General features: G+C 60.5%; 17 protein-coding genes, 1 tRNA gene and 2 rRNA genes (1 of these 20 cut by a window edge). 7 read left to right on the top strand and 13 right to left on the bottom strand.

The window, feature by feature from the left end; translation table 11 throughout:
* Window positions 1-24: 24 nt before the first annotated feature.
* Genes GSQ89_RS26725 through GSQ89_RS26710 form a run of 4 tightly spaced genes read left to right on the top strand, consistent with a single transcriptional unit; the run spans window position 25 to window position 6,423 of the window.
* The gene (locus tag GSQ89_RS26725) at window positions 25-3,204 is read left to right on the top strand and encodes an efflux RND transporter permease subunit (RefSeq protein WP_158931005.1); all 3,180 of its coding nucleotides are present in this window, start codon (window positions 25-27) and stop codon (window positions 3,202-3,204) included.
* Window positions 3,205-3,221: 17 nt separating this feature from the next.
* A complete protein-coding gene (locus GSQ89_RS26720; RefSeq protein WP_216856414.1) occupies window positions 3,222-4,478 on the top strand; it encodes an efflux RND transporter periplasmic adaptor subunit in 1,257 nt (418 codons plus the stop codon).
* Entirely contained in the window at window positions 4,475-5,923 is a 1,449-nt protein-coding gene (locus GSQ89_RS26715) for an efflux transporter outer membrane subunit (RefSeq protein WP_158931003.1), read from the top strand. The genes GSQ89_RS26720 and GSQ89_RS26715 overlap by 4 nt, the downstream gene beginning before the upstream one ends.
* Window positions 5,924-5,961: 38 nt before the next feature.
* Complete coding sequence (locus GSQ89_RS26710) at window positions 5,962-6,423, top strand: hypothetical protein (protein ID WP_158931001.1); 462 nt, start codon at window positions 5,962-5,964, stop codon at window positions 6,421-6,423.
* Between the two features lie 793 nt (window positions 6,424-7,216).
* Here the strand turns inward: GSQ89_RS26710 and GSQ89_RS39815 are convergent.
* Window positions 7,217-7,345, bottom strand: a complete 129-nt coding sequence (locus GSQ89_RS39815; RefSeq protein WP_256367346.1) for a hypothetical protein — start codon at window positions 7,343-7,345, stop codon at window positions 7,217-7,219.
* 128 nt (window positions 7,346-7,473) lie between these two features.
* Here GSQ89_RS39815 and GSQ89_RS26705 point away from each other — a divergent pair, with 128 nt between their 5' ends.
* The gene (locus GSQ89_RS26705; protein ID WP_158930999.1) at window positions 7,474-8,577 is read left to right on the top strand and encodes a carbohydrate porin; all 1,104 of its coding nucleotides are present in this window, start codon (window positions 7,474-7,476) and stop codon (window positions 8,575-8,577) included.
* A 1,174-nt stretch (window positions 8,578-9,751) separates the two neighbouring features.
* Here the strand turns inward: GSQ89_RS26705 and GSQ89_RS26700 are convergent.
* On the bottom strand, window positions 9,752-10,165 hold the full coding sequence (locus GSQ89_RS26700; RefSeq protein ID WP_158930997.1) for a hypothetical protein: 414 nt from the start codon (window positions 10,163-10,165) through the stop codon (window positions 9,752-9,754).
* Window positions 10,166-10,188: 23 nt separating this feature from the next.
* Window positions 10,189-11,049, bottom strand: a complete 861-nt coding sequence (locus GSQ89_RS26695; protein ID WP_158930995.1) for a dienelactone hydrolase family protein — start codon at window positions 11,047-11,049, stop codon at window positions 10,189-10,191.
* A 306-nt stretch (window positions 11,050-11,355) separates the two neighbouring features.
* Between GSQ89_RS26695 and GSQ89_RS26690 the strand changes: the two genes are divergently transcribed.
* Window positions 11,356-11,514: a hypothetical protein gene (locus GSQ89_RS26690; protein WP_158930993.1), complete on the top strand. Its 159-nt coding sequence runs from the start codon at window positions 11,356-11,358 to the stop codon at window positions 11,512-11,514.
* 189 nt (window positions 11,515-11,703) lie between these two features.
* Here the strand turns inward: GSQ89_RS26690 and GSQ89_RS26685 are convergent, their stop codons facing one another.
* The 7 genes from GSQ89_RS26685 to GSQ89_RS26655 all read right to left on the bottom strand — a co-directional run bounded on the left by GSQ89_RS26685 (window position 11,704) and on the right by GSQ89_RS26655 (window position 19,147).
* Entirely contained in the window at window positions 11,704-13,386 is a 1,683-nt protein-coding gene (locus GSQ89_RS26685; protein WP_158930991.1) for a hypothetical protein, read from the bottom strand.
* 89 nt (window positions 13,387-13,475) lie between these two features.
* The gene (locus GSQ89_RS26680) at window positions 13,476-13,964 is read right to left on the bottom strand and encodes a hypothetical protein (protein WP_158930989.1); all 489 of its coding nucleotides are present in this window, start codon (window positions 13,962-13,964) and stop codon (window positions 13,476-13,478) included.
* 493 nt (window positions 13,965-14,457) lie between these two features.
* Window positions 14,458-14,871, bottom strand: coding sequence for a Rieske 2Fe-2S domain-containing protein (locus GSQ89_RS26675; RefSeq protein ID WP_158930987.1), 414 nt, complete (start codon window positions 14,869-14,871; stop codon window positions 14,458-14,460).
* Entirely contained in the window at window positions 14,868-15,920 is a 1,053-nt protein-coding gene (locus GSQ89_RS26670) for an amidohydrolase family protein (RefSeq protein WP_158930985.1), read from the bottom strand. The genes GSQ89_RS26675 and GSQ89_RS26670 overlap by 4 nt, the downstream gene beginning before the upstream one ends.
* Window positions 15,917-17,026, bottom strand: a complete 1,110-nt coding sequence (locus tag GSQ89_RS26665) for an amidohydrolase family protein (RefSeq protein ID WP_158930983.1) — start codon at window positions 17,024-17,026, stop codon at window positions 15,917-15,919. Before GSQ89_RS26665 ends, GSQ89_RS26670 begins: the two co-directional genes overlap by 4 nt.
* Window positions 17,027-17,041: 15 nt before the next feature.
* Window positions 17,042-18,346, bottom strand: coding sequence for an MFS transporter (locus GSQ89_RS26660; protein ID WP_158930981.1), 1,305 nt, complete (start codon window positions 18,344-18,346; stop codon window positions 17,042-17,044).
* 81 nt (window positions 18,347-18,427) lie between these two features.
* Window positions 18,428-19,147, bottom strand: coding sequence for a FadR/GntR family transcriptional regulator (locus tag GSQ89_RS26655; protein WP_158930979.1), 720 nt, complete (start codon window positions 19,145-19,147; stop codon window positions 18,428-18,430).
* A 174-nt stretch (window positions 19,148-19,321) separates the two neighbouring features.
* Between GSQ89_RS26655 and GSQ89_RS26650 the strand changes: the two genes are divergently transcribed.
* Window positions 19,322-19,474, top strand: coding sequence for a hypothetical protein (locus GSQ89_RS26650; protein WP_158930977.1), 153 nt, complete (start codon window positions 19,322-19,324; stop codon window positions 19,472-19,474).
* A gap of 370 nt (window positions 19,475-19,844) precedes the next feature.
* Here the strand turns inward: GSQ89_RS26650 and GSQ89_RS26645 are convergent.
* From GSQ89_RS26645 to GSQ89_RS26635, 3 genes are all read right to left on the bottom strand, one after another.
* A tRNA-Met gene (locus GSQ89_RS26645) sits at window positions 19,845-19,921 on the bottom strand.
* Between the two features lie 57 nt (window positions 19,922-19,978).
* Window positions 19,979-20,093 (bottom strand): 5S ribosomal RNA (gene rrf, locus GSQ89_RS26640).
* A 202-nt stretch (window positions 20,094-20,295) separates the two neighbouring features.
* Window positions 20,296-21,827 (bottom strand): 23S ribosomal RNA (locus GSQ89_RS26635); it runs 1,206 nt beyond the window's last position.

Genomic DNA, 21,827 nt, shown 5'->3' with positions numbered 1-21,827 from the left:
CGATCGAGTAGGAGTGGGACCACCGTGCTGGCACTTGTTCGCATTGCTCTAAATCGGCCTTATACCTTCGTCGTTCTGGCCATCCTGACGGTGATTTTTGGGATTATGGCCGCCGTCAAGACATCGACCGACATCTTTCCGGCCATCCGCATCCCAGTCGTCAGCGTGGTTTGGAGCTACGCCGGCCTGCCGCCTGACGACATGTCGGGCCGCGTTGTTTATTACTATGAACGCACGCTGACGACGCAGGTGAACGATATCCAGCACATCGAATCGCAATCCCTGCCCGGCTATGGCGTCGTCAAGATATTCTTCCAGCCCACGGTCAACATCAGCGCCGCATTGGCTCAGGTGACCGCCGCCTCCCAAACCGTGTTGAAGTTGCTGCCGCCTGGGATCACTCCGCCCTATGTCCTGAGTTACAACGCGTCCAGCGTGCCAATCCTGCAATTGGCTCTATCCAGCAAATCCGTATCGCAAACCAAGCTATTCGACCTGGCGCAAAACTTCATCCGGCCGCAACTCGCGACGGTCGCGGGCGCGGCGATTCCGTCACCCTATGGCGGCAAGGTTCGCCAGGTTCAAGTGGACCTGGATATGCACGCCCTTGAAGCGCGCAAGCTGTCACCCCAGGACGTGGTCAACGCCATTTCCGCACAGAACCTGATTCTACCGGCCGGGACGGAAAAGATCGGTAAATTCGAATACAATGTGGAGCTGAACGCGAGTCCCAAGGCAATCGCGTCGTTGAACGACCTGCCGATCAAGAAGGTTGGCGGTACGATCATTTATATCCGCGATGTCGCCTACGTCCATGACGGCAGTCCGCCACAAACGAACATCGTGCGGATGGACGGCGAGCGGGCCGTGATGATGACCATCCAGAAGGCCGGATCGGCTTCGACGCTGGATATCATCGCCGGTGCCAAGGCATTGTTGCCGCGTATCGAATCGATCTTGCCGCCGGGCGTTCACATCAGCCTGATCGGCGATCAGTCCATCTTCGTCAAAGCAGCCGTATCCGGTGTGATCCGCGAAGGCGCCCTAGCCGCCGCACTGACTGGCCTGATGATCCTGCTGTTTCTTGGAAGCTGGCGCTCTACGGTCATTATCACCGTTTCGATCCCGTTGGCCGTGCTTGCCTCGATCACAGCTCTGTCGGTCCTCGGCGAAACGATCAACGTCATGACACTCGGCGGCCTTGCGCTCGCGGTGGGTATCCTGGTGGACGACGCGACGGTGACGATTGAAAACATCAATTGGCACATGGAGATGGGCAAGGACAGCACGACGGCGATCATGGATGGCGCCCAGCAGATCGTCACGCCCGCTTTTGTGTCACTGCTGTGCATCTGCATCGTGTTCGTTCCCATGTTCACACTTGGTGGCGTGGCGCGCTATTTGTTCGTTCCGATGGCGGAAGCGGTGATTTTCGCACTGGTAGCGTCATTCATCCTATCCCGCACGCTTGTGCCCACCATGGCCAAATACCTGTTGCCCAAGCACGCGATTCATAACGCCGGCTCACACGCATCGCGCAATCCGCTGGCCCGATTCCAACAGCACTTCGAGGCGGGGGTCGTTCTGATCCGACAACACTACTACAACCTGCTGCGACTGGCGGTGGACAATCCGATCCGGTTCATCTGTGGTTTCATGGCCGTGGTCGCGCTGTCCTTTTGCCTGGCGCCCTGGCTTGGCCAGAATTTCTTTCCCGCGGTCGACGCGGGCCAGATCAAGCTGCATGTCCGCGCCCAGACCGGCACCCGGATCGAAGAAACCGCCCGGTTATGCGATCAGATCGAACAGCGCATTCGGCAGATCATTCCGCGCCAGGATCTTGGCGCGGTTGTTGACAACATCGGATTGCCGATCAGCGGCATCAACATGGCCTATGGCAACTCGGGGACGATCGGGCCGGAAGATGCCGATATCTATATATCGTTGAACCCCGGCCATCGGCCCACGAGGCAGTATGTTCGGGCTTTGCGCAAAGATTTACCGAGTCAATTTCCTGGTGCCAGCTTCGCGTTCCTGCCGGCCGACATCATCACCCAGATCCTGAATTTTGGGCTTCCTGCACCGGTTGATGTCCAGGTGATTGGTCCTGACCAGGCGGCCAATCGGGCCTACGCCGACAAACTACTATCAGCCATCCGCGATGTGTCGGGGGTCGCGGACCTGCGCATGGAGCAGGCATTCGATCAGCCGACTTTGAATGTCGACGTGAACCGGACCCTTGCCGATGAAACGGGGCTGACCCAGCGGGATGTCGCGACCAGTCTGTTGACGACTTTGGCCGGAAGCGGCCAGGTCGCACCCAGCTTTTGGCTGAACCCCGCCAACGGGGTGTCGTACCCGATCGTGGTTCAAACGCCGCAATATCGGATGGACACCCTGTCCGATCTTCGCAACCTGCCGGTCACCAGCGGTCAGTCCAACCAATTGTTGGGGGCTCTTGCAACTATTTCCCCGGGACCGAGCGACGGCGTCGTTTCGCATTACAATGTCGAGCCCGTGGTCGATCTTTATGCCTCGACGCAGGGCCGCAACCTGGGTGCCGTCGCGGCGGATATCCAGAAAATCCTCACCAACACGAAAGGCGAGGTGCCCAAGGGCTCCGTGGTCGCATTGCGCGGGCAGGTGCAAACCATGCAGACCGCCTACGTACAGCTTTTCGCGGGTCTGGCCGGCGCCATCGTGCTGATCTACCTGCTGATCGTCGTGAACTTCCAGTCCTGGCTGGATCCTTTCGTGATTATCACAGCATTGCCGGCAGCCCTCGCCGGTATCGTCTGGATGCTGTTCATCACCCACACAACACTGTCGGTGCCGGCGTTGACCGGTGCGATCCTATGCATGGGCGTGGCAACCGCGAACAGCATCCTGGTCGTCAGCTTCGCTCGGGAGCGGTTAGCCGCCGGCGATGGTCCGATACGGGCAGCGTTGGAAGCGGGGCTGATCCGTTTCCGGCCAGTGCTGATGACCGCTTTGGCGATGATTATCGGCATGGCGCCGATGGCGCTCGGGCTTGGCGAAGGCGGTGAACAGAACGCGCCGCTGGGGCGGGCGGTGATCGGCGGCCTGATGGTGGCGACCTGTGCCACGCTGTTCTTCGTCCCGACCGTCTTCGGCCTGGTCCATGGACGCAGGCGGCGGCAGACCGTGCCCGATGGCATCCAGATGTCTCATCTCAACACCTGATCTCCGGAGAACGCTCTATGCCAGACACGAACATGGAAGTCGCCCTGCCCGCCCCCACCGTTTCGGAGCGGCAAGACGCATCTGACGTAGACCAGGCCCCCGCACCTGCGCGAGGCCGGCGGCTGATCCTGGGTATAGGCGCGCTGACCGCGGCCCTCGCGACGGGGGTTTACGGCGTATTGGACCGGGGCTGGAGCGAGGAACGCATCGTGCAAATCACCACGCAGGAGGCGATCCCAACGGTGGACGTGATCCATCCGCAACGCGGCGTTACCGGGCAGCAGATGACGCTGCCCGGGACGGTGCGAGCGTACTTCCAGGCACCGATCTACGCCCGTGTCAGTGGTTATCTGAAGATGTGGTACCAGGACATGGGGGCCCACGTGACGTCCGGACAACTGCTCGCCACGATCGAGACGCCCGATCTCGATCAGGAACTGGCGCAGGCCAACGCCAACCTGGCCGCTGCCGAAGCGAACTACCGGCTGGCCCAGCTGACCGCGGGCCGGTGGCAACGGCTACTGAAGTCAGACGCGGTTTCGGTGCAGGAGGTGGATGTAAAGGCCGGCGATGCGGCAGCCAAGCTGGCAGCAGTCAACGCCGCCCGCGCCAATGTCGCACGGCTGCAGGCGCAGGAGGCGTTCAAGCGGATCGTTGCCCCGTTCGATGGCGTCATCACGGCGCGACGTACCGACGTGGGGGCGCTGATCAACGCAGGCAGCGGGATCGGGCCTGAGTTGTTCGCCGTCGCCGACGTGCATCAGATGCGCGTCTATGTGCGGGTGCCGCAGGCCGAGTCCGCCGATATCACCACGGGCATGAAAGCATCGTTGTCCCTGCCCCAGTATCCGGGCCGGTCATTCCCGGCCGTCGTGGTGACGACCGCGAACGCGATCGACCCGGCCTCCAACACACTGCTCGTGGAACTCAAGGCGAACAATACTGACGGAGTGCTGTCACCCGGGACCTTCGCGGACATCCATTTTGAGCTTCCGGCGCAACCCGACGTGGTTCGAATACCGACAAGCGCGCTGCTGTTCCGCGAGGGGGGACTGAAGGTGGCGATGGTCGGGCCAGATGGAAAAGCATCGATTACACCGATCCGGGCTGGTCGGGACCTGGGGACGCAAATGGAAGTGATAAGCGGGTTGACGCCGTCCGATCGGGTGATCGACAGCCCCCCGGATTCGCTGATAGAGGGCGAAAAGATTCGTGTGGCAGGCGCATCGTTCGCAGCGGCCGGCGTCAAGCCGATCGCCGTGGCCAGCCAATGACCATTACAGGCCGCCTGACCGTCCTGCTGGGGCCGCTGCTGGTGATGGCGGGCTGCTCGCTGGCGCCACCCTACAAGCCGCCAGAGGTGGCCGCGATACCGGCTTCATTTAAGGAAGCCGGGCCATGGGAATTAGCGCATCCAGCCGAAACTCTGCCACGCGGCCCTTGGTGGACTGCTTACGGAGATCCGGACCTCGATAATCTCGAGGCAAGGGTCGATGCGCACAACCCGACGGTAGCAGAGGCCGTCGCCCGCTATGACGTTGCCCGGGCCGACGTGGCGGAAGCGGGTTCGACACTGCTGCCGCAAATCTCGACTGGGGCTTCGATGACAACCAACCGCCAGTCGGAGCGGCGCCCATTGCGGTCGGCGGATCAGCCAAACCAGTACCCCGCTAACACCGTGGATGCGCAGATCAGCTACGATCTGGATGTCTGGGGGCGTCTGCGGAATGGGGTTGCGGCGCAGAAGGCTTCGGCCCAGGCCAGCGCCGCGGACCTGGCGACGATACGCCTCAGCCTGCATGCCCAGGTTGCCAGCGATTACATGGCGCTGCGTGGATTCGACGCGCAGGAGGACCTGCTGCGGCAGACCCTGGGGGCGTATCAGCGGGCCCTGGACATCACCCAGGCCCGGTACGGTGGCAAGATCGCGTCCGGCATCGATATGGCGCGTGCCCAGGACCAACTTGAATCCGCGCAGGCGCAGGCATCCGATGTCTTGGCACGGCGGGCGCTATACGAGCATGCGATCGCAAGCTTGGTTGGGCGACCTGCTTCGTCGTTTTCGATCGCGCCTCGGGTGATCCAGATCGCAGTACCACACATTCCGACCGGTGTGCCGTCCACGTTGCTGCAACGCCGCCCGGATATCGCCGCCGCCGAACGGCGTGTCGCGGCAGCCAACGCGTTGGTCGGTGTCGCCCGCTCGGCGTTTTATCCGGATATCAGCTTGAGCGCCCTGCTGGGTTTCCAGAACACCGGCGAGGCGGCTTTGCTAAGCGCGCCTTACACGTTCTGGACGCTGGGGCCGCAAATGGCGCTGCCGCTGTTCGAGGGCGGTCTGCGGCGTGCCCAGGAGGCCGCGGCAAGAGGGGTTCTGCGAGCCGATGGGGAAGCCTACCGATCCGTGGTGTTGAAGGCGTTCCAGCAGGTCGACGACAATCTTTCGAACCTCCGGATCCTGGCGCGTGAGTCGCAACAGGAGGAAGCAGCCGAACAGGCGGCGGATCATGCCGCGGAGATGGCGATGAGCCTCTACCATGATGGTGCGACCAACTATCTCGATGTCGTGGTTGCCCAGACCGCCGCCCTGCAGGCAAAGCAGGCGACGCTTTCGTTGCAGACCCGTGCGTTACGATCGAGCGTGCAACTGGTGCGAGCCCTGGGCGGCGGGTGGTCCACGCATGATCTGCCCAGCAAAACAATGGTCGCACGCCCTTGACCTTTTTTACGTCATGCACGGAATCCGGAATAACTGAAATGCAAACGCATAGCCTGCTTGCCTCGAGCATGACGCTGCAAATGGCCTACACCCAGAAAAAGGCTGAGCGTGTTATCACGGGGCTGGAAAAACCCATCAACGACCACCTGCTGAAGCTATGGACCGTTTCGGAGTCATCAGATCGCGACTCTTGGATCGAGGATCTCGTCAACTGGATCGATGAAATTGGCGAGATCGTTCTGCGACCTAACAATGCTCGGCCGTCCCATACATTCTATTACAAGCTGCTGTTTTTCGAGCCGTTTGGTGGGGGAGCAGGCCTATCGAACACCTTGAGCCGATTGCGCCGCCTGCACCGATTTGGCTTTCCGGTACAGATCGGCCTTTCGACCAATGATTTGTTAATCCGCCTCCAGGCGTTTCACCGCGATCTGTCCGGGCTGTGGGCCGGAAAGCCAATGCGCGACGATCAGATTCGACTGTTTCTGGCACAACATTAGAGCGCGACCCGAGCCGATGGAATCATCGGAACGGCGAATCATGCGATCAAACAAGGCGCAGGAACCGCCGTGAACGATGGACCCAGTCCAACACATAATGGGTTGAACCAACACTTGTCGCTTCAACGGGCGATCGCTGTCCTTCGGCACCGTCGCTCAGATGGTAATGGGCCTCGCCGGCGTTACGCCCAGCCCATGCAGTCGGTTCCGTCGCCGATCAGTCTCCGCGGGCACCCTGCTGAAGACGACCTGCTTTCCATCGCTTCATAAAACGACGCCGCCGAGGCGTGTCGTAGTCCCGAGTGGCGGCCGCCGCCGGTTCGCCGGCTGGATACTGGCGTATGTCCGCGCACCCGGCGGTCCTACGTGACCACTATTGCGACTCAATTGGTCTTCCCCGCCTCCATGTTCCGACACCCCGCTTAACCCGATCGAACCGCAGTGGTGCGCGACTCGTAAGCCGGGTGGTGCGGGAGGGGCGGCGCCGCGAGGTGTCCCCTATCCCGATCAACACATCTTACTGGTGTCGTACGATAATAGATATGTATGGTAACAAGAACGTACTCCACGACTATCAAAATTAAAATAATATTCACACATGAATAGTATATAAAACTAATTTTAATAGATCAAAAATCTTTTTTGTTCGATCATCTCTTGGCGATCGTTCCGCTATATAGAGGAATGGCAGGGAGGTAAAAGGTGGAATATAAAATTCGGCACCGTTCGTGCGACGTATTGGGTGCCGTTTGCTTGAGTATGGCCACTTCATTAACCATATTCGCCGGGGCACTCACGCCAGCCAGCGCCCAACAATCAGCATCGCCGTACGCACCTTCGCAATCGCCGACACCACCGCCATCGACGTCATCACCAACGCAAAGTGCCGTTCCACAAGCGCCGCCAATTGGTCAGATACCATCGATACCACCGCCCCTGACTGGCACGGGTCCAGTTGCGCAAATCGTCCAGTTCGGAAATAGCATCGGAAAGTCACTGGCGGATGAGGGTATCTATCTCTCAGGCAGCTACACCGAAGATATAGCTGGCATGGCCTCGGGCGGTGTCCCCGGCAAGACCGGCATAGGACCAAGCGGCCAATTTTCGGTCGGTGCCGTATTCGATCTCCAAAAAATGCTCGGGCTTACCGGAGGATCGTTGCACGTTACGTTCGATGAGCGGAGCGGCTTCAGCTTAAACAACAACACTGGGAACTCAGCCGGTCTGACAGAAGGCGGCGTCGGGCCAACGCGGGCAGCCCGACTTTCAGAGCTTTATTACGAACAGGCTTTTTATGACGATCGGATTGATATTCAAGTCGGCCGAACAAACCCGACACTCAATTTCGCAACCTCCGATCTGGGGATCTCATGCTCGACCGTTGGGGCACCCCTGTGCGCCCAGCCGGCAAGTTGGTACTTCAGCAACGCAAGCGTTGCGTTTCCGGCTTCGACATGGGGTGGGTTCCTCAACGTCCAGACAACCCCACACACCTATTTTCGAACCGGCGCATATGATGATGATATCAGCCAACTTAACCCTAATCAGCAGGGTTTCAATTTCAATGTGAAGGGATCAGACGGCATCTTTCTGCCCGCGGAAATCGGCTATCAAACCAGCCTAAGCGATGCTCGTTATCCAGCGAAATATGACATCGGTGGCTATTGGGATGACGCCGATTACACTACCCCGAACGGCATTCCGATGCGCGGTCGCACGGCATACTACGCGCAGGCGGAGAAGACCGTGTGGCGGCCGGACCCAAACAAGAACCAAAGCATCGCCCTGTTTGCTGGTGGCATCATCTACACTGGCGGAGCACCTTATTGGAGTCAGTTTGATGCTGGCATCTATGATCGTGCGCCGTTCGGGAACGCCCGTCCTGATGACACGATTACCATCATGGGCTCGCGTTTTGCCAACGCCCAGAACCAGCAACCAAACGCGCCGAGCATGTGGTTTTATGAGGTGGACTACAACTTCGCGGTGGTTCCTGGGCTAACCGTCGAGCCATTTATAGATTACATCGTGGCACCCAATAACCTCCTCGATGCATTCAGTTCCAGGGAACCGAAGAATGCGCTTACTCTCGGCTTTCAAGTGTCTATAGACTTTGCTCACTTCTTCGGATTACCGCAATTTGTCGCATATTGATTGTTAAGATCATGCGCGGGGAGAGCCGGGGCGATTGCTCCGGCTCCTTCTTAGGCTTCGTGCATAAACAAATGCTTCGATATTGGCACTGTCGCCCAGTCCCGTCATGGCAGGCGTAGGCCTGCGATCCACGCCTTTTCCGAGACCTACACAGCAAGGCATGGATGGCGGGCCTTCGCCCGCCATGACGATGAGAGGCCGGCGGCGTTCGCCGGACAATTCGCTTATTCCCCGGCCAGCCCTTAACTTCCGGTCGTCGGCGTTGAAGTGTCGCTCGTACCCTTGTTGGTGCTTGTGTCCGTGGTATTGCTTTTGTGTCCACTGAACAGCTTGAAGAACGCAGGTTCATATGGCGTGCTTGGGAACGCCCGTGAGCCGTACACCGGCGTGCTCGTCCCTGCCGGTACACCCTGCGCAAATACCGGCGCAGCAACGCTAAGCGTCGCCACAGCGACGATTAACAATTTATTCACAATATTCTCCGAAGATTTAAGATTCCGTTTATCTACGCTAGACTAAATTAAAATTAGGATAGAATCGACGCGTTACAATGCTGCAAAGCAGTATATCACCTATGCGTGATGCGAGGGAGATCGTTCCCGATCTGGACGCAAAAAAGGGCCGGCGGATCTGCGAACCCCTTTTTAAGCAACCGTGCCGAGATCCTTACTGCTGCTTTTGTGCCCCGCCGTACTGCCCACCACCAACCAGTGATGCCGGAGCGCCTGAAGTCTTCTGCTTTGCTGCCGCTCCACCGTACTGCGGATCGGTCGCCCCCCGGGGAACTCCCTGGATCTTCTGCTTTTGCGCGTCGCCGTGGCTGCCATACTGTGGACCCGCCATCGACAGTGGAACTCCTTGGGCCGGCTGCTTTGACGGCGTTGTAGTGGTTTGGCCTGACGCTGAGAGCGCGTAGAGCACAGAGGCAGCGATAATCGCTGTGTTGAGACGGGAAATCCTCATGTCCGACAGGCTCCTTGCTGGCGATGATTACAAAACATGATGTGGGGCGACGGCGAAAGCAAACAATGCCCGATGCCACTTTGCAGCTTCTTTAGACGAATGATTTTCTAATCCGCCTCCAGGCGCTTCACCACGATCTGTCCGGCCTATAAGCCGAAAAACCGATACGCAACGACCAGACTTAACTGTTCCTATAACGGCATGAGTAGAGTCATCGCATCACCCATGGCCGCGACTGCAGCAGGCACCGATCAGAATGCTGTGCCTCCCCGCGATCCATTGCCGTTTGCGGACACTTATCACCTGGCGGTTGTTGGCCGGCGACGGGAAATGGTTTCCAGACGACACGGTCATCGACGGCGTATACGCCGCATTGCCCTTTACGCGTATGGCAAATGGCCATGGCTCGGCCAAGTGGATCTAAACCACCGCTCTCGCTGACGGCTGTCCCCATGTTGTCGATCACGAAGGCACGGGGAAACGGCAATTCGAGGAAATCGCGATACATCTCGCGAGATTGTTGCGAGAGATATGGAATAGCCGTGACATCGGTAATCGCGGCGAACTGTGTCGGTGGTGGAAATCGTTCCGGCAGGTAGCCGGCGTGCAACTCGGTCGACGGCATACCAATTTGTCCCAAGAATGCATCTATTTTCGGCACCCAGAGTGCAGGCTCTCAGGATACGCCAGAAACTGATGCGAATTGGCCATGAACACGCCCACATTTACCAACTTCGCATTTCCGCCGGCGCGGACGTAACTGTCATACATAGCCCTCCAGATATCGACCGGAAAAATACTGTCATTCAATCCGTAGAACCAGAGAGACGGAATCCTGGTGTGAGCGCCGAAGATACCAGCAGCCGCTATCAGGTTGCGGGAGTCAGCATCGCAGTCTGACGATTCTATTCCGCCATTAAAGTCGATCAACGCCGCGACGTTGGGCACATTCAAGGCGCCGAGTGCGAGAGTGTTCCAGCCACCGAAACTTTGTCCCGCGACGATAACGCGGCTGGTATCGAATCTCGGGTCGGCCGCGAGATAGCGGATAACGGACCGAATGTCTTGCGCGTTCGCTATGCCGGTAGCACTCAGGTCGCAGCCGAAATGGTAGAATTCGCCGCCGGATGCCGCGAAACCCCTCATCATCGGCAGCGCGACCGCATAACCACGCGACAGGAAATAAAAAGCTGTGTTGGTCAGATGGTATCGATCGCCACGATGCCCGCTGGAGATGTTGCTGGCACCGTGGTTCATGATCGCCAAGGGGAACGGGCCAGGTCCGTTCGGGTGCATGATCGTCACTTCAAGCGTGACGACCGGCGGCTCTTCCGTCGGGATACGAATGACCTGTTCGTTGAGTTGGCGGTTGAGAATTGCCTTCGGATGCACAGCTTCGACCCCGAAAGCGGGGGGACGGCCCGCGATGAGTATTTGAGCAGCGACCAGGCTGATCAGCGCGAGGTGGATCCAGCGTGCTGTCCCTTTAGTCCGGCAAGGTCTCATCATCCACCTGCGTCCATTATCCAGTCATGGCTCCGCCGAGCGGGGGGTGTTCACTGGTATGGTTATCGGACACCGTAACCGGGTTCAACAACGATATGGTGGTCGCCGAGTTGGCAACGCTGGTAGGTGGATCAGATGTTGGGCGCCGGACAGGGCGGGGGGAGCATGCAAGCCTGTGGGGTTTGTTCCGGCTACGGTAGATCTTACGCTCACGGGACGAGAGTGAGCTGATGGCGAAACCGGTGTGGCGGGTCAAGCTGGTGACGGAGTTGCAGGCCGGGGAGACGACGGAGGTCGAGGTGGCACGCGTTGAACGCGATCATGATCGGCGCTCAGGGCAGCCAGTCCCGCTTCGATTTCGCATGCAACAGCCAGGCGATTGCATCCGGCGCGTTCGAGCGGGTGCTCGCTATGGCCGGCGTGACGGCGGATATGCCGGCGACGGTATTGTGCGACGGCGATGCCTGACTGTGGCGCCTGCAACACAAGTGCTGCCGGATACCGCGATCGTGCCGGATTGTCGGCACGCCGCGGTGCGCTTTGAACACACCCTGCAGGCCGCTCGCGGCCTTGGCACGGCGGACGCACATCAAACCGCCGCGGCGGTCCGCGGACTGGAGCGTGCGAATCCGCCGCCGTCCCCCCAGCATGTTATCGTTACTGGAACGGCAGATAGCGAACGCTGAACAGGAACATGTTTTCGTCGGTGGAGGGGGACAGCACACTGTCCCTGGTGTTCCCGATGCCCGCGAAGGTGTTGCGGTCCACATACGCATACTGCGCGCCAACCTCGGCGGCGCCGTAGGCGGATTTGATCACTCGCCACCAGGCGCCGACAGTGCCTTCCACGATGGCCGAGGTCACCGCATTGCACGAGCCAAGCTCTTCGAAGCAGCCTGACAGGTTCACGTCGGGATTGCCGTAGCCGGCGGTGCCCGAGTAGGATTTCTGCGCGGCGCCTTCGGCACCGCCATAGGCGTAGATATCGATCGCCGGGGTCGGGTGCGCAACGAACCCGCCCATGACGGAGTATTCCGCTAGCGGTTCGATCTTGCCGTTGGGGGCGAAGGTGGCGTCGGGCAGCTGCGACGTGCCATAGCGGCCGACACCCCGGCCGATCAGGCCGCTGACCTGGAAGTTCAGTATCTTCGGCACCAACGGCAGAATCATGCCGGCGCCGACGCCTTCGCCCGTCGTTTGGAAATTCCGGCCGGAACCGTTGCTGGCGACGGCAACGCTGCCATCCAGGAAACGCAACAGTCCATACAACTCGTAGTGGCCCCAGCCCGGATCCGCCGCGACCTTGGCAATGATGTCAGGCGCATTGGTGTCGCTGTATTGCTGGATGGAGTTGACGTTGGAACCGCCGCACTGATCGGATTCCTGGGCACCGCCGCCGATCGCCGTCGCCGTCGTGGCACCGGTCAGGCAGTTGTTGCCGCCGGACGGGCTGAACAGCGACTGTGGCGACTCGATCGAAAGACCAGCCCATAGTTTGTGGTCATCGAAGTCCTTGACCACCCGCAGTTCAGGCTGCCGTTCCCAGTTGAAGCCCACGACATACTGGGCATCGATGGTCAGTGGCACGTTTTCCTGACGCGGTAACAGGCCGGTCTGGTACATGGTGGCAAGGCTCCAGGCCTGGCCGCCGAGGATATGCAGGCCCAAATCGGTGTTGTCGTACGCGCCCCAGAACTGGCGCAGCCGCAGCGTGTAGCTATTGCTCTGGTTCGAGTTCGACGACGAGCCGGCGCTCAGGAAGTCGGTCTCCAGGTAGCCGCTCAGCTTCTGCACCTCGTCGATCTGGCCTTCGGTCAGCAGCGAGAAGCGGCTTTGCTGCGATGTTTCACGGTATTCCGGAATGCGGTAATTCGGACTGTTGGCGAGCGGAATGCTGTTGAAGCCCGTGGCGATGCCCGATGCCAGATTACGCGAGCGGTCGATACCTTCGAGCGCCGCGAAGCCGCCCAAGGTGACAGTCAATTTACCGACCCGGAATTGCCCCTGGCCCAGCGGTGGCTGGTCGGGCTGCGACGGCGCTGCCGCAGTTGCCGAGGCCACCTGAGCCGGCGTCGTCGCGGCCGCATGCGCTGCTTGCGCCGAGGCGGCCGCGGCCTGCTCCTGCGCCTGCCTGGCCTGCTGTTGCGCCGCCTTCAGCGCTCGGTCGCGGGTCGCGAGATCGGCTTTCACCTGACCCAACTGGCCTCGCAACGATTTGATTTGCTGCTCGATCGACTGGATCCGGGTGTCAGTCTGAGCCACTGCCGGCCGGGCGAACACGAGCACACCGATCGCGGCAGTACAAAGCAGAGTATAGTTGAACAGATTTATTTTATTCATCGATTCCTCAGACCGGGGATGACGCGTGCCATGACGGCGAACGGAACCTAGGGCGGGACCGATACGCGGTCCGGGTCGGTTCGATGACATTACTCTAAGATTTTTGTTAGTCCCTGCGGGCGGATTTGATCAATATGAACGTCAACGCCACGATTGTGGCAGGGTTGGTCTTGGTTTTCTCGCACCGCATAGCAGCGCGTTTGAACCGCTTTAGCTTTCCAATCAGCCGTTCGCTCGGAGAACTCAGCAACGATGAGGGGAAACAGGTCGTATTCGCGAGCGTGCCGGCGGAGGCGACGTCGCAGACGCGACAGTTGCGCGGTGTGCTTCATGGATTGGGAGCCACGCCAGCGATATCGGTCACCATCCTGAGCGATGGTGCCGATGGTCCAAGATCGCTCGGCGAAGCCGCCAGCTCCGGTCCGACTCACCATGTATTGGATTGGTTCCACGTCGCGATGCGGGTTCAACACGTCGCCCAGGCGGCCACAAGTTGGCCCAACGCCACGGAGACTGATCGCCAGGCTGGTGCCCGCCTCGCCGAGACGATCGAACGAATCCGATGGCGTCTCTGGCATGGTCAGGTCAAACGGGCCCTGAATCTCATTGCCGAAACCGTCGTTATCGTAGATGCCTCAGTCGACGATAAGTCGCCGATTGCTGCCGCCGCACGCAAGGTGGCGCGCCTCCTGGGCGATCTCGAGATATATGTTTCGGGGCAATCCAACATCATCATCGATTACGCGACAGCCCGCCGCCGTGAAGAACCAATTTCGACGGCAATCACCGACAGCACGGTGCAATGGCTACTGCATTGGCGGATGAATGCCCAACAGCAAATGCGCTGGTCTCCGCGGGGCGCTCATTTGATGCTGAAAGTCCAGACCTCCGTCGTGAACGGTACGTTTGACCGGGATTATGCCGTCGCGGCGCGTTGGGCTCCGCCGCCCGTCTCAGAGAGCGACCTGCCCCCCCACGTTCTGGACGGTCTCGGTCGGACACACTATCGCACTTCATTACGTGTTCAACACGCCACGCGACAAGCTAATCAAGGCCGAGGCACCTGCGGGCTCACATCTCGACGACGATATAATCCTGTTCGACTCGTACCGGCACAGTCTCCGCGACATAGGGCCCTTCGGACACCGCGGCGCCGGAGGCGACACTCATCGGATAGGATTTGCCGCGAATCTTTGCCGGGTCGCAATAAGACTGGCCGGTGCGGATGTCGAATTCCCAGCCATGCCAGGGACAGCGTACTAATTCGCCGTTTCGCTCCAGGCGATAAGTGCCGGGTTTGCCGGACACCAGCACCCCGGACACCACGCCGGCGCAGAGACTGCCGCCCTGGTGCGGGCAACGGTCCAGCATGCCGAAATATTCGCCGTCCACTTTGAAGACCGCAATGGGCCGTCCCTTGACTGTGTACAGCTTGTGACTGCCGGGCGGGACCTCGGCGACGGGGGCAACGACGTGCTGGGTCATGCCACCGGCTCCACAAGCCGCGCATAGGTCGCCCGCGGGTTGTCGACCATGATCTTGCGCTTCAGGGACGCCGGCAGCCCAGACGGCAACGCGTCGCGGCCGTCAAACTGCCAATGTGGATAATCGGTGGAGAACAGCAGCAGTGCGTCGGATTTCAGGTGTTCAATCACCCGTTCCAGGTCCGCACTGTCCGGAGGGCCGTCGGTAGGCTGCAAGGACAGGCGCACATTGCTGCGTACGATGTCGAACGGCGAGCGATCCACCCAGGGGATTTCCATGCGCAGGCCACGCCAATACTTGGTCAGGCGCCAGAGATGCGCCGGCAGCCAGGTCCAGCCGGACTCCAGCAGCACGACGATCAGGTCCGGATATTGGTTGAATACGCCCTCGCAGATCAGGCTCGACAGTTGCGTCTGAAACGCCTGTGCCTGAGCCGTGTAGTCTTCAGTGTAATAGGTCGGCCAGCCGGCCGCCGTGGGCGGATTGTGGTAGCTGCTTCCAGCATGAATGCCGATCGTCAGCCTGTGGCGGGCCGCGGCGGCGTAGATGGGCCAGTAGATACGCTTGCCCAGGGGATGATCGCCGCTGGCCAACAGCAGAACCTGCACGAACCTGGGATCACCAGCCCAGCGCTCGATTTCCTCGACGGCCAGTCCCACGTTCTGGATCGGCACGACGATGCTGGCCCGCAGCCGGGGTTCCTTGTCCAGCAGTTCCTTCGCAACCAAGGTGTTGACTGCCCGGGCGAAGGCGGCGGCGAGATCTTCGCTGAACAGGAGTTGGATGCCGTGTAGACAATTGCAAATTGCCAGATCGGTGCCGAACGGATCCAGGCATTCACCGCGGATTTGTTCCAGTGTTGCCGCCGGTTTGCCTTTTTCCGGCCGCCAGTCCGGCCGAGCGGTCAGGGGCGAACGCGCGGGATAGCTGATGGAATTGAACTCATCCATGCCGCGCAGTTTCACGATCTCCCGCCAGTGCTCGTCCAGATATGGCAGCAGCGCGGCCAGGTTGGGGATCGACGGGTGGATATCGCAATCGATCGTCATGACCGCCACCCAGGCGTATAGACGTCACGCGCGTTGCCGATGAAGAACGCCTCCCGCTGCTCTTGTGTCAGACGCAGCGGCATCGCGGTCTGAGGACTATCGTAGTCCCAATGCGGATAATCCGTGGCGAACAACAGCCGGTCCCAGCCGATCCACTCGATGACGTCGCGCAGATGCTCTGACGGGTCCGGTTCCTCCATTGGTTGCGTCGTCAACCAGATGTGGCTTTTGATGTACTCGCTCGGTAAGCGCTTTAGGTGTGGTGTTTCGGCGCGCAGCCGCCGCCAGTTGCGGTCCAGCCGCCACGCCAGCGATGCCATCCAGGCAAAACCGGCCTCGATCAGCACCACACGCAGCGCCGGGAAGCGCTCGAAAATCCCTTCTACGACCATGCTGGAGACCATGGACTGGCAGGACTGCGAGTGGCCGACCATGTCCTCGATGTAAAAGCTGCCCCAGCCGGTGCTGCTGGTTGGCTGGCCGCCATAACCGAAGGCGTGGACGCCGACCGGCAGACCGGCGGCTTCGTAGATCGGCCAGTAGCGGCGATTGCCTAACGGTTCGACGGTTCGTGACAGCAGCAGCACCTGCACCATGTCCGGATGGCCGGCCCAGCGCTCGATCTCGCGGACCGATGCCGGTGCATCCTCATACGGTACCACGATCGAGGCCTTCAACCGAGGCTCCGGCTGCGTCCATTCCGTTACCTGCCAATCGTTGATCGCTCGGCAGAGCGCCGCACTCAGGTCCAGGTTCTGGAATCCACCCGGATGTGGCCGGATCATCGCCAGGACGCCCAGCTCGATATTGTGAGGATCAAGGTGATGGGTGCGCATGAAATCGAGATTACTGCCCGGCCGTCCCCCGCCTGGCGGCCAGGCATCCCGGCGCGACGCATCCGGCTGGCTTTTGGGGTATTGCGGCCCGCTGTAATTGCCCTGTCGTGCCCGCTGCCCGAACTGATCCAGATGGTCGCGCCACTGAGGTTCCAGATATTTATATAGCATGGAAAATTCACGCGGGCTGTGATGGATGTCGCAATCCGCGATCGCCATCTTGGTCGCCGCATTGACCGGCTGCGACCGTGTCAGTTCGGTTTGGCTCATGGCGTATCTCCCGCTTCAATCGGCGACGGCCTGGGTGAGAGCAACACCGTCGGGCTCATGTAATTCGATCGGATCACGTACGACCACGCCATAGAAGAACGCTCCGGCAATCATGAACGCCGCGCCCAGCGCCAAAGCGAGGTCGAACGACCCGGTCTGATCGACGACGATGCCGGTCAGCAGCGGCGACACCGTGCCTCCCAGATACGACCCGAAGTTCTGGATCGACGAGACCGAAGCCGATTGCGAGTGCGGCGCGACAGCCGTGATGAGCGTCCAGTGCCCGGTCTGCGCGAACGCCAGGAAGAACATCGACCCGGACACCCCGAACAACGCCATGTTCAACGACGTTGTATAGGCCGCCACGGTGCAGAACGCCGCCGACACGACGAAGCCCGCCACCGTCGGGATTTTTCGGCTGGCGACGATGCCCACGCCGCGATGCGCCAGCCAATCCGTCGCCTGACCGCCAACCTGCGAGCCGATGATCGAGCACGCCAGCGGAATCATCGCCAGCAAGCCGGTTTTGCCAATGCTGACATGGTGCTGCATCTCCAGGAACCCGGGCAGCCAGGTGCCATACATCCAGATCACATAACCGGAGCAGAACGCGCCGAAGATCAGGCCCCACATTGAGCGGAAGTGGAACAAGCGCATCCAGTCCCGCAGATCACCTCCGTTCGTCGATCCCTGATTGAAGGAGAGATAGTCGTGATCTTCTTTCTGCAATTTCGAAAAATCGGGATCGCGATACAGCAGGAACCAGCCGCCGGCGGCGGCCAGCCCCATTACCCCCATCGCAACGAACATGCCGCGCCAGCCCAGCGCGAGCATCAGGGCGGTCATGATCGGCAGGCCAACCAACCGCCCCAGGTCACCGCCGACGGTGTAGACTCCGGTCGGGCGGCCTCGGTCTCGCGGATGGAACCAGTCCGACACGCAGCGGACCGCACCGGGAAAGGCCGGACACTCGAACACGCCCAAAGCAATGCGGGAGGCCAGCAGCCCCGCATAGCTGGTGAAAATGCCGCCGGCCGCCTGTGCCAGCGACCACAGCACCAACGCCCAGCCCACCAGGCGCCGCGTACCGATCCGGTCGATCAGCGCGCCGATCGGCAATTGCGCGAAGGCGTAGGTCAGCGACCAGGCCGACTGCAACGCGCCGATCCCAGCGGCGGTCAGGGCGAAGCTTTCGCGGATTTTCAGGTTGCCGACCGCGAGGGTCGAGCGATCAATGTAATTCAACGCTATGGCGATCATGCACAGGACCACAGCGAACCATCGCATGCGCTGCAATGCGGGTGAGACCTGCTGAGCCACCTCGGTTTCCTCCAACTGTGCCGTTCTTATTGAACCATTTCGGCGATTGTGGTCCGCAAGTGGATCAGGGTCAACCGGCGTTCAGACGTCCAGCGCCGTCCAGCGCGCCTCGGCCGGGGTGCCGTCCGGATCGGCCAGCGCCATCAGCATGTTACGTGTCCGCTCTGCTGCCAGCACCCTGGCCTGCTCGCCATCGCGCGCTTTCAACGCATCGAAAATCGCCGCCGCCAGTTTCGCCTGCACGGCCTGCCGCCCGGCGTCCCCGGCAAGGCCGGTGGCCTGACTCCATCCAAGCTGTTCGCGGCAATCGGTGAGAAGCTGGTAGATCGTGGCTAGCAGCGGGTTGCGCGTGGCCCGGGCCATGTCCTGCCAGAACAGATAGCCCAACCGCTTGGCAATGTCCGGTTCAGCCGCCTGCTGCAATTCTTCCAGTCGACGGCGGATGCGGGTGAAATCGTCCCCGGTCGCCCGGGACGTGGCCAGGGCGGCAATGGTCGGTTCCAGGATGTGGCGCACCTCCAGCACGTCCAGCATGGCGACGTCTGGCAGCGTCCGGTGGGATGGGGTTGGTTCCGGCACCACATAGCTGCCGCTGCCGACCACGCGCACGACGCGCCCGACCTGGTTCAGCCGGCGGAAGGCAGCTCGGACCGATTGGCGGCTAACCCGCAGCCTCGCCGCCAGCGCCCTTTCGCTCGGCAGGCGGCCGCCGTCATGCGCGCCGGACAGATGTGCGACCAGGTGCCGGTAGACCCGTTCCACGGGACCGGGTTCGTCCGGTGCTGCTTGCTGCGTTTGCATCGACCCGCCTCCCTCTTGCCGCCTTTGAAGACGGACCACTGGCGGACCACTGAGCCATATCGCAACGATCCTGTCCAGGGTGGGCATGGCCCGCACATCGAACGACCGACCAGCCACGGTTGCCAACGTTGAGGAGTTTGAGCATCGGGTCCTGGTGGCCTCCGCGAACGCCTGATGGCGCCGAGCGTGGCCGCCGATGCGATGCGGTCTTATGCGGAGGAGATCAACCGGCTCAATCGGGAACGGCGTGCCAGCGGCGAAGGCCATCGGATAGAATTGTTGAAAATCCAGCGGACGCTGAACCAGATGCTGACCATCGTCGAATAGGGCGGCTACACGCGCGGTATGACGGATCGGATGCGTGAGCAGGAAGCGCGCGAGGACGTTGTGAAGGGACTACTGGCGCAAGGGCCGGCCGATATCCCGGAGCTCCATCCGAATATCGCCGGGATCTACCGCAAAAAAGTGGAGCGACTGATCGAGGCTCTCCACAGCCCGGAGGACCAAGCGGAGGCTGCCGAAGCCATTCGCGCGCTGATCGAAAAGATTATGCTGTATCCTGATCCGAACCGAGGCGAGATCGATGCCCAGCTCTATGGCGTCCTGGGGACAATCCCGAACTGGATCCAACATCAGGACGTTGGGAGGCTCGGGAAACAGAACTCCGGAACGCCTGTTCGGGGAATGTCGGAATCGTTGGTTGCGGGGATAGGATTTGAACCTATGACCTTCAGGTTATGAGCCTGACGAGCTACCGGGCTGCTCCACCCCGCGTTGGTGGTGGGTGTTCCCCGGTTGGGCCGGGGGGAAGCAAGAGGGGTGGATTGGAAGACCTGGCGGCGACCTACTCTCCCGTGCCTTGAGACACAGTACCATGGGCGCTGGGGAATTTCACGGCCGAGTTCGGGATGGGATCGGGTGTAGGCTCCCCGCCATGGCCACCAGGTCGTCCAATCCACCCTCGGGGTCGAGGGTGTGATCGAGGTTCTGGTTGGTGTTGTGTGCGTGCCATCCCCGGCTTGGGCCGGGTGCGTTTGCTTTCGTCAAATGGCGAAGGGCCATTTGACTGCCGCAGGCCGCCCCGGGGTCACATCCGGCTGGCGCCGAATATGACGGACTGGGGATGATTTCCATGCATGGTGTAGAGGGTTATCGAGCCGATCGGGCGATTAGGACCAGTTAGCTGAGGACGTTACCGTCCGTATACATCTGGCCTATCGACGTGGTGGTCTACCACGGCCCTCAGGGAGATCTCGTTTTGAGGTAAGTTTCCCGCTTAGATGCTTTCAGCGGTTATCTTGTCCACACATAGCTACCCAGCGGTGCCACTGGCGTGACAACTGGTGCACCAGAGGTGTGTTCATCCCGGTCCTCTCGTACTAGGGACAAATCCTCTCAAATCTCCTTCACCCACGGCAGATAGGGACCGAACTGTCTCACGACGTTCTAAACCCAGCTCACGTACCACTTTAATCGGCGAACAGCCGAACCCTTGGGACCTGCTCCAGCCCCAGGATGTGATGAGCCGACATCGAGGTGCCAAACCTCCCCGTCGATGTGGACTCTTGGGGGAGATCAGCCTGTTATCCCTAGAGTACCTTTTATCCGTTGAGCGATGGCCCTTCCACGCGGGACCACCGGATCACTATGGCCGACTTTCGTCTCTGCTCGAGCTGTCACTCTCGCAGTCAGGCGGGCTTGTGCCATTGCACTCAGCAGCCGATGTCCGACCGGCCTGAGCCCACCATCGCGCGCCTCCGTTACTATTTGGGAGGCGACCGCCCCAGTCAAACTGCCCACCATGCAGGGTCCCGGACCGGGCTGACCGGTCTCGGTTAGACATCAGAAGAGATCAGGGTGGTATTTCAAGGTTGGCTCCACCCAAGCTAGCGCCCAGGCTTCAAAGCCTCCCACCTATCCTACACAGCTCTCTCCTAATGCCACTGCAAAGCTGCAGTAAAGGTTCATAGGGTCTTTCCGTCTGACCGCGGGTACCCCGCATCTTCACGGGGAATTCAATTTCGCTGAGTCGATGCTGGAGACAGTGGGGAAGTCGTTACGCCATTCGTGCAGGTCGGAACTTACCCGACAAGGAATTTCGCTACCTTAGGACCGTTATAGTTACGGCCGCCGTTTACCGGGGCTTCAATTCAGTGCTTGCACACCTCCTCTTAACCTTCCGGCACCGGGCAGGCGTCAGACCCTATACGTCGTCTCTCGACTTCGCAGAGCCCTGTGTTTTTACTAAACAGTCGCTACCCCCTGCTTTGTGCCACCCACCAATGGTTGCCCACCAATGGGTCTCGCTTATCCCGAAGTTACGCGAGCAATTTGCCTAGTTCCTTCAGCATCGTTCTCTCAAGCGCCTTGGTATGCTCTACCAGTCCACCTGTGTCGGTTTCGGGTACGGTCTATACGCTGGAGCTATTTCCCGGAACAACTTCGCCGCAGATCCAATCCGATAAGGACCCACGACACCCATCATTCGTCACTTCCAGCAGGCCGGGGAATGTTAACCCCGTTCCCATCGACTACGGCTTTCGCCCTCGCCTTAGGGGCCGGCTCACCCTGCGCGGATTAACCTTGCGCAGGAACCCTTGGACTTTCGGCGACAGAGTTTCTCACTCTGTTTGTCGCTACTCATGTCAGCATTCGCACTTCCGATACCTCCACCACCCCT

This window comes from Acidisphaera sp. S103 (genome assembly GCF_009765975.1).
In the GTDB taxonomy this organism is placed as follows: domain Bacteria; phylum Pseudomonadota; class Alphaproteobacteria; order Acetobacterales; family Acetobacteraceae; genus Rhodopila.
The sequence above is the reverse complement of the archived record's forward strand: the minus strand, read 5'-3'. Positions and strand labels throughout refer to the sequence as shown.

Bases quoted from the DNA above. Each gene is read 5' to 3' on its own strand.
- GSQ89_RS26650 (WP_158930977.1), top strand. From the start codon at position 19,322: ATGGCGCCGAGCGTGGCCGCCGATGCGATGCGGTCTTATGCGGAGGAG.
- GSQ89_RS26715 (WP_158931003.1), top strand. From the start codon at position 4,475: ATGACCATTACAGGCCGCCTGACCGTCCTGCTGGGGCCGCTGCTGGTG.
- GSQ89_RS39815 (WP_256367346.1), bottom strand. From the start codon at position 7,345: ATGGTATCTGACCAATTGGCGGCGCTTGTGGAACGGCACTTTGCGTTG.
- GSQ89_RS26695 (WP_158930995.1), bottom strand. From the start codon at position 11,049: ATGATGAGACCTTGCCGGACTAAAGGGACAGCACGCTGGATCCACCTC.
- GSQ89_RS26720 (WP_216856414.1), top strand. From the start codon at position 3,222: ATGCCAGACACGAACATGGAAGTCGCCCTGCCCGCCCCCACCGTTTCG.
- GSQ89_RS26665 (WP_158930983.1), bottom strand. From the start codon at position 17,026: ATGAGCCAAACCGAACTGACACGGTCGCAGCCGGTCAATGCGGCGACC.
- GSQ89_RS26685 (WP_158930991.1), bottom strand. From the start codon at position 13,386: ATGAATAAAATAAATCTGTTCAACTATACTCTGCTTTGTACTGCCGCG.
- GSQ89_RS26710 (WP_158931001.1), top strand. From the start codon at position 5,962: ATGCAAACGCATAGCCTGCTTGCCTCGAGCATGACGCTGCAAATGGCC.
- GSQ89_RS26655 (WP_158930979.1), bottom strand. From the start codon at position 19,147: ATGCAAACGCAGCAAGCAGCACCGGACGAACCCGGTCCCGTGGAACGG.
- GSQ89_RS26680 (WP_158930989.1), bottom strand. From the start codon at position 13,964: ATGCCAGAGACGCCATCGGATTCGTTCGATCGTCTCGGCGAGGCGGGC.
- GSQ89_RS26700 (WP_158930997.1), bottom strand. From the start codon at position 10,165: ATGCCGTCGACCGAGTTGCACGCCGGCTACCTGCCGGAACGATTTCCA.
- GSQ89_RS26705 (WP_158930999.1), top strand. From the start codon at position 7,474: ATGGCCTCGGGCGGTGTCCCCGGCAAGACCGGCATAGGACCAAGCGGC.
- GSQ89_RS26670 (WP_158930985.1), bottom strand. From the start codon at position 15,920: ATGACGATCGATTGCGATATCCACCCGTCGATCCCCAACCTGGCCGCG.
- GSQ89_RS26675 (WP_158930987.1), bottom strand. From the start codon at position 14,871: ATGACCCAGCACGTCGTTGCCCCCGTCGCCGAGGTCCCGCCCGGCAGT.